Origin of the sequence: Solilutibacter pythonis, from assembly GCF_003697345.1 — a bacterium.
GTDB lineage: Bacteria > Pseudomonadota > Gammaproteobacteria > Xanthomonadales > Xanthomonadaceae > Solilutibacter > Solilutibacter pythonis.
Map to the genome: position 1 here is coordinate 107,688 of NZ_RFLY01000007.1, position 12,150 is coordinate 119,837.

The following is a 12,150-nucleotide window of genomic DNA, read 5'->3' on the forward strand; positions in this document are numbered from 1 at the left end:
ACGGCTCAGCCCAGCACGATGCGGGGATCGGCATCGGCCGGGCAGTCGACGTAGGTGACATCGATGCCATGCGCCCCCAGCACCGCCGCCAGTTGGCGTTGACGCGCCTCGAAATAGCCACGCATCCGTTCCAGCCGCGCCGGCTCGGCTTCCACGGGCGCGTAGCGCCGGCGCCAAGCCAGGTCGGAGAACAGGGCGATGCGGACCTCGCCGTCCTTGAAGCGCAACAGCGGCTCCGGCGGCGCATCCAGCCAGACCTCCTCCCCTGGCGCCAGCAACGCGGTCTCGATCAGCGGCCACAGCGGTTCCAGCCCCATGTGCCGGTACTGCAAGGCGGTCATCGCGGCGAGATCGTGGACGGTCAGGTAGCGGGCGTGTTCGATCCGGCTGGCGAAGGCGGCCTGGGCTTGCAGCGCGGTCTCGGAGCGGGCCATGCCGCGGTCAAGCAACGAGGCTTCCAGCTCCGCGCCCACCGCCGCCGCGTCTTGCCCGGCCAGCAGCAGCGGCAGCACCCGCAGCGTACCGCCCTGGAAGGCCGCATCGGCATGCAGCGGCTGCGGGACGTCTTCGCCATCGGCGCCGAAGGCGATGATACGCGGCCCGCCGCCGCGGCCGGGCGCGCGCAGACGCAGTTCGTGCAATCGGCGATGCACCGGCCAGCCCGGACGCAGCACCTCGGCGGGGTCGAAGTGCGCGCCCAGAAGCAGCAGGTCGAGACTGGCGACTGCCGGCACCAGAAGCGCCAGGTCGTGGCCGATGCGCTCGGCCAGTTGGCCCGCTTCCTGCTGCGCCAGCGCGGGATGCGGCGGCGGCGCGTCGGGCATCCACTCCAGCGCCATCAGCGCCAGCACGGAAAGATCGGGATCGGGGGCAGCCATCGCGTGGCAAGACCTTCAAACGGGCGTTAGACTCGCATTCTAATCCGTGCGATAGCGCATGGTTCGAGGAAACGCATGTCTGCCAAACGTCCCGTCGCCATCCTGGGCGGCACTCGCATTCCCTTCTGCCGCCAGAACACCGCCTACGCCGACATCGGCAACTTCGGCCTCTCGGTACGCACGCTCGGCGCGCTGGTCGAGACCTTCGGCCTCCAGGGCCAACAGCTCGGCGAAGTGGCGATGGGCGCGGTCATCAAGCACTCCAGCGACTGGAACCTCGGCCGCGAAGCCGCGCTGTCCTCCGGCCTGTCGCCGTTGACGCCCGGCATCACCCTGCAGCGCGCCTGCGGCACCTCGCTCGACACGATCATCCACATCGCCAACAAGATCGCCATGGGGCAGATCGAATCGGGCATCGGCGGCGGTTCGGACACCACCTCGGACGTGCCGATCGTCTACGGCGAAAAACTGCGCCGCGCGCTGCTGGCCGCCAACGCGGCCAAGACGCTCGGCGGCCGGCTGGCCGCGTTCAAGCGCTTCCGCCCCGGCTGGCTGAAGCCCTCGTTCCCCGGCGTGGCCGAGCCGCGCACCGGCAAGTCGATGGGCCAGCATTGCGAGGACATGGCGAAGGAATGGCAAATCGGCCGCGAGGCGCAGGACGCACTGGCGGCGGCCTCGCACCAGAAGCTCGCGGCGGCTTACGAACGCGGCTTTTTCGATGACCTGGTGGTGCCGTTTCGCGGTGTCCGGCGCGACAACATCCTGCGCCCGGATTCCAGCATCGAGAAACTCTCGACGCTCAAGCCCGCCTTCGACAGAAGCTCCGGCCGCGGCACGCTCACCGCCGGCAACTCCACCCCGCTCACCGACGGCGCGGCGGCCTGCCTGCTCTCCAGCGCCGAATGGGCGCAGGCGCACGGCCTGCAACCGCTGGCGTGGCTGCGCGACGCGCAGGTGGCGGCGGTGGATTTCGTCGGCGGTGAGGGCCTGCTGATGGCGCCGACGGTCGCCGTGCCGGAAATGCTGGCGAGGAACGGCCTAGCCTTGCAGGATTTCGATTTCTACGAAATCCACGAAGCCTTCGCCGCCCAGGTGCTGTGTACGCTGGCCGCGTGGGAAAGCGAGGATTACTGCAAGAACCGCCTCGGCCTGACCGGCGCGCTCGGCCCGATCGATCCGGCCAGGCTCAACCCGAACGGCTCCTCGCTCGCCACCGGGCATCCATTCGCGGCCACCGGCGCGCGCATCGTCGCGACCGCCGCCAAGGAGCTGGCCCAGCGCGGCGGCGGCCGCTGCCTGATCTCGATCTGCACGGCGGGCGGGATGGGCGTGGTGGCGATCCTCGAACGCTGATGGACGCCTTCGAGCAGCTGGTCGCCGGGCTGCTCGAACGTCGTGGCTGGTGGGTCCGCGCGGGCTACAAGGTCGCACTCACCCGCGACGAGAAAATCGCCATCGGCCGGCATTCCGCGCCACGCTGGGAAATCGATCTGCTGGCCTACCGGGGCGCGGAAAACCGCTTGCTGGCGGTGGAATGCAAGTCCTACCTGGATTCACGCGGGGTGACGAGGCGCGGCTTCGACGGCAGCGACCCGAAACGCGCCGGGCGATACAAGCTGTTCAACGATGCGCCACTGCGCCAGATCGTGCTGAACCGCCTGCGCCTGCAACTGACCGCCGCCGGCGCGGTGGCCGAGAACGCCCAGCCGCAACTGGCCCTGGCCGCCGCGCGTATCGCCAGCGCCGCCGACCGCGACTGGCTGCGCGCGCACTTCGCCGCGCAGGGCTGGCGGCTGTTCGACGATGAGAGCATCCGCGCCGATCTGCGCACCGTGGCCGGCGATGGCTACGAGAACCAGGTAGCCGCCATCGCAGCGAAAATCCTGCTGCGCTGAGGCACGGGCGCACCACGGCACCGACCCTCTACCATGTCGCCCTCCGCCCCGCTCCTGGCCCTTCGATGAAGCCACTTTCGCCCCCGCAACGCCTCGCCTGCGCGCTCGTCTGGTTCGCGCTGCTGCTCCTGGCCGGCGGCTGGCTCTCGGCCAACCTGAAGATGTCGGGCGACCTGCGCAAATTCATGCCGACGCCCGTCACCGCCGAACAACGTTTGTTGATGGACGAGCTAGGCGAAGGGCCGGGCTCACGGCTGATCCTCGTCGCGCTTTCCGGCGCGGATGACCAAACCCTGGCCACGCAATCCACTGCGATGGCCGGCGCGCTGTCCTCCGACCCGCAGTTCCTGCTGGTCGCCAACGGCGGCGCGCAAAGTCTCGATGCGATCCCCGGGCATCTGCGCCCCTACCGCTACCTGCTTTCGCCCACGCTCGACCGCCAGCGGCTGGACGCCGATTACCTGCGACGTGAACTGGACGAGCGCATCGCCGACCTCGGCTCGCCGGCCGCCGGCCTGCTGGAGCCGCTGATTCCCGCCGATCCCACGCTGGAAACGCTGAAGCTGGCCGAAAGCTGGCAGCCCGCCGGCGGCCCACGGCGCCTGCACGAGGTCTGGTTCAGCCGCGACGGCAAGCGCGCGCTGCTGGTGGCGGAAACCCGCGCGCCGGGCTTCGATCCGACCGGGCAGGCAGCGGCGGTGAACGCGATCCGCGCCGCCTTCGAAGCCGCGCGCGGCGCCAGCCGCAGCACGATGGAGATGAGCGGCCCCGGCCCGATCTCGGTGGTGATCGGCGGCCGCACCGCGCGCGAGGCGAGCTGGATCGGCACCCTCGACGGCATCGGCCTGGTGCTGTTGCTGCTCATCGCCTACCGCAGCTGGCGGCAGCCGCTGTTCGGCATCCTGCCGCTGGCGAGCGCCGGCATCGCCGGCCTGGCGGCGGTGGCGCTGCTGTTCGACGGCATGCACGGCATCACCGTGGCCTTCGGCTTCACCCTGATCGGCGTGGTGCAGGATTACCCGGTACATCTGTTCTCGCACCAGCGTCCCGGCGTCACGCCGTGGCAAAACGCGCGCGCGATCTGGCCGACGCTCGCCACCGGCGTCGCCTCCACCTGCATCGCCTACCTCACCTTCCTGGTCTCCGGCGTCGATGGATTGAAGCAACTGGCCGCGTTCACCATCGCCGGCCTGCTGGCGGCAGCGCTGTCCACCCGCTTCATTCTCCCGGCCCTGATCGACCCCGACCCGCGCGACCCCGCCGATTCCCGCTTCATCGGCGCGCTCTGGCGCGGCATCGAGCGGGTACCACGCCCGCGCGCCTGGATGCTGGCCGCGCTCGCGCTGCTTTCGCTCGCCGTCATGCTGTTCGCGCCGGGGCCGTTCTGGGAGAACGACCTCTCCAAGCTGACCCCGGTGCCGAAGGAACTCATGCTGCGCGATGCGCGCCTGCGCGGCGAACTAGGCGCGCCCGACGTGCGTTATCTCATCGCGCTCGACGGCCAGAACGCCGAGGAGGCGCTGCGAAAGAGCGAAGCGCTGCGCCCGGCACTCGACGCGATGCGCGAAACCGGCGCGATGGCCGGTTACGACATGGCCGCGCGCTACCTGCCCTCGCAAGCCACCCAGCGCGCGCGGCAGGCGAAATTGCCCGATGCCGCGACACTCGCCGCGACCCTCCGCGAAGCACTCGCCAACGGCGATTTCCAGCCCGACGCCTTCGCCGATTTCCAACGCGATGTCGAAGCCGCCCGCCAGGCCGGGCCGCTCGCCCCGCACGATCTCGCCGGCACGCCCCTCGCCACCTCGCTGGCCGGCCTGTTGCGCGAAGGCGGCGACCGGACCCGCGCGTTGATATCGATCACCGGCATTACCGACGAAGGGCGTTTCCTCGCCGCCGCGCACGCCGCCGGAGTGCGGCCGATCGACATGAAGGCCGCCTCGGAATCGCTGGTGGCGCAATACCGGGTGCGCGTGCTGTGGTCACTGGCGGCCGCCGCACTGCTGCTGGCGGCCACGGTCTGGTTCGCCCTGCGCGATCCGCACCGCAGCGCGCGCGTGCTGCTGCCGATGGCCCTGACCACGCTGCTGGTCCTGGCCTTGCTGCGCGGCTTCGGCATCGAACTCAACCTGTTCCACCTGGTCGCGCTGATCCTCGCCGCCGGCCTCGGCCTGGATTACGCATTGTTCTTCGACCACGCCGGCGACGGCATCCGCGACCAACTGCGCACTCTGCACGCGCTGATCGTGTGCAGCCTGATGACGGTGCTGGTGTTCTTCCTGCTGGCCTTGTCGTCGATCCCGGTGCTGCGCGCGATCGGCCTGCCGGTGACGCTCGGCGTGCTGCTCAATTTCATCCTCGGCCTGCTGATCGCCCGGCAGCCGGCCACCCGCGAGGAACGCGCGCATGAATGAACCGCTCGACATCGACATCGCCACGCTGATCCCGCACCAGGGCGCGATGTGCCTGTGGCGACGCGTGCTCGGCTTCGACGACCGACACGTGCAAGTCGCCACCGATTCCCACCGCGACCCGGCCCATCCACTGCGCAGCGACGGCCAGTTGCGCGCGCTGCACCTGTGCGAATACGGCGCGCAGGCGATGGCCGTGCACGGCGGCCTGCTGGCGCGGGGCGGCGGCGCGGCGCGCAAAGGCTTCCTGGTGGCGCTGCGCGGGGTGACGCTGCACGTCTCACGCATCGACACGCTGCCCGGCGAGCTGGTCTGCACCGCCGAGCTGCTGATCGATGCGGAGAACAGCCAGCAATACGGCTTCCGCATCGCCCATGCCGGCGAATGCCTCGCCGAGGGCCGCGCGGCGGTGATGCTGCAAAATTGAACCTTCGAACCGAATGGAAACCACCGTGAACCCCACATCGAACAGACGCGCGCTCGTCACCGGCGGCAGCGGCGACATTGGCGGCGCCGTCTGCCGCGCGCTGGCCGCGGCCGGTCATCACGTCATCGTCCATGCCAATGCCCGCCTGGCGCGCGCGCAGGCGGTGGCCGGGGAGATCGTCGGCGACGGCGGGAGCGCCGAGGCCGTCGCCTTCGACGTCACCGATGCCGAGGCCAGCCGTCGCGAGATTGGCAGGCTGCTCGAAGCCGGGCCGATCCAGATCCTGGTCAACAACGCCGGCATTCACGACGACGCGCCGATGGCCGGCATGAGCGACTCGCAGTGGCGGCGCGTGATCGACGTGTCGCTGCACGGTTTCTTCCACGTCACCCAGCCGCTGCTGCTGCCGATGGCGCGCACCCGCTGGGGCCGCATCGTCAACATTTCCAGCGTCGCCGCCGTGCTCGGCAACCGGGGCCAGACCAATTACGCCGCGGCGAAGGCGGCGCTGCACGGGGCCGGCAAATCGCTGGCGCGCGAAATGGCCAGCCGCGGCATCACCGTCAACGCCATCGCGCCGGGCGTGATCACCGGCGACATGGCCGAGTCGGCCTTCCCCGCCGAGCGGATCAAGGCGATGGTGCCCGCCGGCCGCGCCGGGAAGCCCGCGGAAGTCGCCGCGCTGGCCGCCTTCCTGTGCGGCGAGGCGGCGGGTTACATTAACGGCCAGATCGTGGGCGTCGACGGCGGCATGAGCTGACACCAATCGCACAACCAATGGGGAGTACACGCATGAAAAAGAAGTGGATGGTCATGACGGCCGCGGCGACCATGGCGGTCACGGCGCAGGCGCAGGCGCAATCGGTCACCTTGCAGAAGCCGGTGCCCTACGCCGAGGACAATGACATTTCCGACAGCATCAAGAGCGAATGCAGCATCGGCGAGCAGTTGGCGGATTTCATCAAGCAGTACTCGAGCGTGCCGGTGGAACTGGTCGCCGCCGCCCCGGATACCGGCAGTGGACGCGTGCTGACGCTTGAAATCACCGACGCGGTGAGCATGGGCAATGCGTTCATCGGCCACCAGAAGTTCACCAAGGTCAGGGGCTCGCTGTACGAAGGTGGCGAGAAAGTCGCCAGTTTCCGCGCCCGGCGCAATTCGATGGGCGGCGCCTTCGCCGGCTTCAAGGGGTCCTGCTCGGTGCTGGGCCGCACGGTCAAGGTGATCGGCCGCGACATCGCCGAGTGGCTCGCCGCGCCGCGCGACGGCGCCAACCTCGGCGATTGATCCCGACGCACATCCGACCCGCGAGGCGCTCCCCGGAGCGCCTCTTTCGTATCCGCTTCAGGCGCGCGTGGGATACCACTCGGCCGAGAGCATCGGCTCGACGGGCGGGGAGACGCCCGCAAGCAGGGCGGCCAACGCACCGGTATCGATATCCGGGTGGCGCGCGGTGGCCTTCGCCCGGATTTCCGCCGCGAGCCGCGCCATCAACCCGACGTTCCCGGCGATGCGCGCGGCGAAGCGGTCATCGTCCAGCGCATCGCCGAGCGCGCGGTTCAGCTCGTGGAACCAGCCGATGCGGTGCTGGTCGAGCAAACGGCCATCCTCCGGCGTGCCGTAGCCGGAGGCTTCGCCCCAGGCGCGCAGCAATGGCTGCATCGCCGCGTTGAGCTGTGTCGCCCGCTCCATCCACGGGCGCAGGCGGCCCAGCATCGTCAGCTCGGCGATGCGGCCAGACATGTACAACGGCGCCAGCAGCGCCCAGTAGAAGGTGTAATCCCAGATCACCTTGACCGGCATCACTTCGGCGTTGCCGAACAGCGCGTACTGGCCGCGATACAACGACATGGTGTTGTCGTAGAAGCCGCGATAAAGCTGCTGGAACAACGCCGCGTGCAGGGTAATGGGTTGGCCGCCGCGATCGAGACGGATCAGTTCGGCGACATAGGTATTGGAGATGGCGATGATGTCGCTGCCCGGCGAATAGAACGGGTCGGCGAAGAAGCCGGACTCGCCGGTCAGCGCCCAGCGCCTTGGCGAGAACACCTCAGCGCATTCGTGGGAAAAGTGGCGCAGGAAGCGGAAATCGAGCACGGCGTGCCCTGGCGCGCGCAGGCTTGCCGCCAGCCGCGGCTGATGGACGTCGAGCCAGGCCATCGCCTTGTCGTGCGTGTTGATCGATGCCAACGGGTGTATCGCTTCATCGGCGACGATGCCGACCGAGTGCGCGCCCGAGGACAGCGGGATCAGCCAGACCCAGTAGCCCGGCCCGCACAGGTGGTTGGTCGAACGCCAGCGCTCGGGCGGGTCGCAGCGCGCGTGCCAGCCGGCATCGTCCGACCAGGTATCGGGGTCGACGAAGCCCTCGACCCGCCACCAGGCCGAATTGACATCGTGATCGTTCGGTTGGGCCAGGCCGAGCTGGCGCTTCAGCAGCCCGGCGCGGCCCGTGGCATCCACCACCCATCGCGCTTCGATTTCGTGCGAGACGCCATCCACCGCATATCGCACGCGGTGCGGCGCGTCGTCGTCGGCCAGGCTCACCTCGCGCACGCAGGCGCCCTCGACGAACCCGATGCCGGCCTCGCGCAGATGCGCGCCCAGAAAGTTTTCGAAACGGCCGCGATCGATCTGCCAGGACGGCGTCGGCAGCGTCATGCTGACGCCGAGTTCCGTACAGCGGTCGATGCGACGCGCGCCCTCGCTGAAGAAGAAGCGGAAACCGAACTTGCGGATGTGCCGCGCCTTGAGGTGCGGCAAAAGGCCCAGCACCTGGGCGAAGTAGTGCGCGCCGATTTCGACGGTGGATTCGCCGACCTTGTGCGCGGCTTCCGGCACCGGGTGCGCGCGCCGCTCCAGCACGCGAATGCGGAGCGCCGCGTCCTGCCGGCGCAGTTGCAGGGCGAGCGTCATTCCGGCCAGACCGCCGCCGAGGATGACGACGTCGCAACGTTCGCCAGTCACGTCGCGGCTTTCCCGCGCAACGGGCGCAGGACGCCGTCGGCATCGTCGATCAGCGGCGGATTGGCGCGGGTGCGACGGTATTCGGCCACCACGTCGCCCCGACGCCACACCTGCCCGACCACGTGCGAGGTGATGCGCCAGAGATCGCGCAGCGGACGGAAGTGGCTGCGGCGGAATTGTTCGCCGGAATGCACGGTCTTGTAGCGCGCCTCGATTGGCACCGAGACCACCCGGTAGCCCAGTTCGCGCGCGCAGGAAATCAGCATCTGCGCTTCGTAGACGAAATCCTCGCCGGGAATCTCGCCAAGCGCGCAGGCCGGCGCGCGATACAGGCGCTGGCCGGACTGGGTATCGCGAACGAGGAAGCCACAGCCCCAACTGATGCCCCAATCGCCGAAATCGTTGCCCAGGCGGCGATGGAACGGCTGCTGCTCGCGACGGCGGATCCGCGCGCCGTTGATCAGCGCGCGCGGGTGGCGGTTGGCGGCGGCGATCAGCCGCGGCACGTCGCTGGCCTGGTGCTGGCCATCGCCATCCATCGTCACCACCGCCGCCTTGCCCTGGCGCAGCGCCTCGGCGAAGCCGTCGCGCAGGGAGGCGCCCTTGCCCATGCGCCGCGCATGGCGGAGCAGGGTAATCGGCAGATCGGCGATGCAATCGGCGGTGCCGTCGTCGGAACCGTCGTCGATGACGATCACGCTGTCGGCCTCGCGCAGGGCGCCTTCGATCACTTCGCGGATGCGCAGACGCTCGTTGAGCGCGGGGATGACGATGGCGGTGTTGTGGCGGTCGAGTCGCATCGCTTATCCAAGGCTTATGTGGAGCACGCGGCCGGCGCCGGCATCGAGCGCGACCCCGGCGGCGCCGGCCGCCAGAGCGTCGAAGAACGGTAGCATCGGCCGCATGGCGTTGCCGGCATCGCGCAGCGCCAACGGCCCATCGTCCGGCGAGGCCGTACCGTCTTCGAGCCGGGCGTCGATACGTGGCCCCGCGCCGGACTTCGACAGCACCAGCGCCGCGCCCAGCACGCCCGTCGTGGGCGAGACCTCGGCCAGTGGGCCGGGCGCGCCGGTGTCGTAGGCGACCAGCAGCACCGCGTCCTCGCCGGCTTCGAGCTGCGCCAGCGCCTCCAGCAAGCCCTGGGCGAAGCTCGCGGTGTAGGCCGAGACGGCGGTGGCCGGGCGCATGCAACCGGCACCGATGGTCCAGTAGCCGGCCGCGGCGTTGTGTACCGAATTGTGGAATCTGGTCGGCGAGATCGCGGCCGGATCGTCCCCGGCCAGGGTCTCGCTCATGTAGTCGGTGATGGCGAGATCGCCGTGGGTGGAGGTGAATACCGATGGCAGCGTGGCGGGATCGCGGCAGGCGGCCTGGCAGGCGGCCAACGCCACCTGAAGCGCCACCGCCACCGATTCCGGCGCACGCCGGCGCTCGTTCGGCGCCAGGAGCTGCGGCGACGGCTTGGCCGGCGCGTTTTCCGGCAATTCGCCGCTCTGCGCGAACGCCCGCGCCTCGGCCCAGCCGGGCAACCCCTTCGACCAGAAACCGATGCCCTCGACATGCGCGCTCAAGCTGCTCATGCCGCGCGTCCGAACAGCAGCGAGCAGTTGTTGCCGCCGAAACCGAAGGAATTGTTCATCGCGTATCCAATGGGCTTTCGTTGCGCCTCGAAACGGATCTGCGGGCCGCAGGCGGGATCGGGCTCGGCGCTGTTGAGCGTGGCGGGCAGAAAGCCCCGCTCCAGCGCCAGGAGCGCGATCGCCGATTCGACGATTCCCGCCGCGCCCAGCGTGTGCCCGGTCCAGCCCTTGGTCGAACTGGCGTGCAAGGCGGCGGGGAACAGCGCCGCGACCGCCACCGCCTCGATACTGTCGTTGGCCGGCGTCGAGGTGCCGTGCAGGTTGAGATAGTCCAGCCGCGCGGCCGCGATGCCGCCGCGCGCCAACGCATCGCGCATGGCGAGCTGGGCGCCCAATCCTTCGGGATGCGGCGACGACATGTGGTGGGCGTCGCTGGACTCGCCATAGCCGGCCAGCCGCAGCGCCGCCCACGGGTCGTCGCGTTCAAGCAGGGCGAAGCCGCCGGCCTCGCCGAGCGAAAGACCATCGCGGCGCGCATCGAACGGCCGGCATGGGTTGGCCGACACCAATCCCAGCGCGTTGAAGCCGTAAAGCACGCTGCCACACAAGGTATCCACACCGCCGACCAGCGCGGCATCGACCAGCCCCGCATCGATCAGCCGCGCCGCCTGCGCGAACACCTTGGCGCTAGACGAACACGCGGTCGCCACCGTGATGCACGGCCCCCGCAACCCGGTCGCCGCCTGTAGGAAAGCGCCCAGCGAATGCGGCGTGTGCACGCGCGGGCGGCGCAGATCGGCGGGGAAACGGCCATCCTCCAGGCGCGCATAGGCTTCCTCGGTGGCGCCGATGCTGGACGTGGACGTGCCCACCACCAGCGCGACGCGCCCGGCGCCGTATTTCTCCCGCGCCGCCGCCACAGCATCGGCCAGGCCATCCTGCGCCAACGCCAGCCAGGCCAGCCGGTTGTTGCGGCATTCCCATTCGGCGAATTCGTCCGGCAAGGCGGCATCCTCCAGCCCCGCCACCCGGCCGACCCAGGTCGGCAGCGGCGCGCCGCCGGCCAGCGGGCCGAAATCGTTGCGGCTCAGACCGCTGGCTTCATTGCGAAGGGCCGCGAGCTGGGCCTCGCGGCCGCGACCGAGCGCGGTGGTGGCGGTCCAGGCGCTGATGGCGAGCGGGCGCATCGGCGCGGGTGTTGCGATGGGACTGGCGGGCACAGGTTTTCCGGCTGGCGTTTGCCGCCGAAGTATAGCGACGGCCCTCCGGAGGGCCGTCACGATCGCGGCATAATATTCAGCAAAATGACCAGCCGCGCCGCCCACCGCATCTCCCTCCTGATCGACCGCGACGTGCTGCACGTCAGCGCGGTGGCGCTGGCCGCCTGCACGCTGAGCGCCGGCCTGGTCTATGCCGCCTACTTCACCCACGTTCTGCGGGTGGCGCGCCGCGCCGGCTGCCAACCGGCCGAAGCGCGCTGCGTGCTGCTGTTTGGCAAGCACGCGCCGGGCGGGCATATCGATGCCGATTTCGGCGCCCGCATCGAGCGCGCCGGACATCTGTGGAGCGCGCACGGGCCGGAACGCATCTTCCTGCTCGGCGGCGGCCCGGCCGGCCAGCGCAGCGAGGCCGAGATCGCCCAGGCCGCGCTGCTCGCCCGCGGCGGCGTGGACGCGGCACGGCTGCACTTGGAAAACCACTCGCGCGACACGCTGCAAAACCTACGCAACGCCCGCGCCCTGCTGCACGAAACCGCTCACCGCGGCCCGATCACCCTGGTCAGCAGCCGTTATCACCTCGCCCGCTGCGCGCTGTTCGCGCGCCAGTTGGGGCTGGAAGCCGAACTCTGCGCCGCCGAGGCGCATTTTCAATGGTCGCCGCGCAACCTGTGGCGGCTGGCGGGCGAAGCGGGCTACGTCTGCCTGGTCGACATCGGCACACGCTGGGCGCGGCTGATCGGCTCGAAACGGATGCTCGAACGCGTGACCTGAG

The 12,150-nt window shown here is 69.9% G+C and carries 12 protein-coding genes; 7 read left to right on the forward strand and 5 right to left on the reverse strand.

Annotated elements, in window-relative coordinates:
* Nucleotides 1-5: 5 nt before the first annotated feature.
* A complete protein-coding gene (locus EBB59_RS06480) occupies nt 6-878 on the reverse strand; it encodes a hypothetical protein (protein ID WP_122101336.1) in 873 nt (290 codons plus the stop codon).
* Between the two features lie 75 nt (nt 879-953).
* On the opposite strand from EBB59_RS06480, the gene EBB59_RS06485 reads away from it, so the two are divergent.
* From EBB59_RS06485 to EBB59_RS06510, 6 genes are all read left to right on the forward strand, one after another.
* Nucleotides 954-2,231, forward strand: coding sequence for an acetyl-CoA C-acetyltransferase (locus EBB59_RS06485; RefSeq protein ID WP_122101337.1), 1,278 nt, complete (start codon nt 954-956; stop codon nt 2,229-2,231).
* Complete coding sequence (locus tag EBB59_RS06490; protein WP_122101338.1) at nt 2,231-2,773, forward strand: hypothetical protein; 543 nt, start codon at nt 2,231-2,233, stop codon at nt 2,771-2,773. The genes EBB59_RS06485 and EBB59_RS06490 overlap by 1 nt, the downstream gene beginning before the upstream one ends.
* 65 nt (nt 2,774-2,838) lie before the next feature.
* Complete coding sequence (locus tag EBB59_RS06495) at nt 2,839-5,187, forward strand: MMPL family transporter (RefSeq protein WP_122101339.1); 2,349 nt, start codon at nt 2,839-2,841, stop codon at nt 5,185-5,187.
* On the forward strand, nt 5,180-5,611 hold the full coding sequence (locus tag EBB59_RS06500) for a hotdog family protein (protein ID WP_122101340.1): 432 nt from the start codon (nt 5,180-5,182) through the stop codon (nt 5,609-5,611). Before EBB59_RS06495 ends, EBB59_RS06500 begins: the two co-directional genes overlap by 8 nt.
* A 25-nt stretch (nt 5,612-5,636) precedes the next feature.
* Nucleotides 5,637-6,371: a 3-oxoacyl-ACP reductase FabG gene (gene fabG / locus EBB59_RS06505; protein ID WP_425451804.1), complete on the forward strand. Its 735-nt coding sequence runs from the start codon at nt 5,637-5,639 to the stop codon at nt 6,369-6,371.
* Nucleotides 6,372-6,403: 32 nt separating this feature from the next.
* Nucleotides 6,404-6,898 carry a hypothetical protein gene (locus EBB59_RS06510; protein ID WP_122101342.1) on the forward strand — a complete coding sequence of 165 codons (495 nt, stop codon included), beginning with the start codon at nt 6,404-6,406 and terminating at the stop codon, nt 6,896-6,898.
* 57 nt (nt 6,899-6,955) lie between these two features.
* Here EBB59_RS06510 and EBB59_RS06515 read toward each other — a convergent pair whose 3' ends face one another.
* The 4 genes from EBB59_RS06515 to EBB59_RS06530 are packed head-to-tail and all read right to left on the reverse strand — an operon-like array spanning nt 6,956 to nt 11,345.
* Complete coding sequence (locus EBB59_RS06515; RefSeq protein WP_122101343.1) at nt 6,956-8,578, reverse strand: NAD(P)/FAD-dependent oxidoreductase; 1,623 nt, start codon at nt 8,576-8,578, stop codon at nt 6,956-6,958.
* A complete protein-coding gene (locus EBB59_RS06520; RefSeq protein WP_122101344.1) occupies nt 8,575-9,378 on the reverse strand; it encodes a glycosyltransferase family 2 protein in 804 nt (267 codons plus the stop codon). Before EBB59_RS06520 ends, EBB59_RS06515 begins: the two co-directional genes overlap by 4 nt.
* A gap of 3 nt (nt 9,379-9,381) precedes the next feature.
* The gene (locus tag EBB59_RS06525; RefSeq protein ID WP_122101345.1) at nt 9,382-10,158 is read right to left on the reverse strand and encodes a beta-ketoacyl synthase chain length factor; all 777 of its coding nucleotides are present in this window, start codon (nt 10,156-10,158) and stop codon (nt 9,382-9,384) included.
* Entirely contained in the window at nt 10,155-11,345 is a 1,191-nt protein-coding gene (locus tag EBB59_RS06530; RefSeq protein ID WP_122101346.1) for a beta-ketoacyl-[acyl-carrier-protein] synthase family protein, read from the reverse strand. Before EBB59_RS06530 ends, EBB59_RS06525 begins: the two co-directional genes overlap by 4 nt.
* A 117-nt stretch (nt 11,346-11,462) precedes the next feature.
* Here EBB59_RS06530 and EBB59_RS06535 point away from each other — a divergent pair, with 117 nt between their 5' ends.
* On the forward strand, nt 11,463-12,149 hold the full coding sequence (locus tag EBB59_RS06535; protein WP_122101347.1) for a YdcF family protein: 687 nt from the start codon (nt 11,463-11,465) through the stop codon (nt 12,147-12,149).
* Nucleotide 12,150 lies beyond the last annotated feature (1 nt).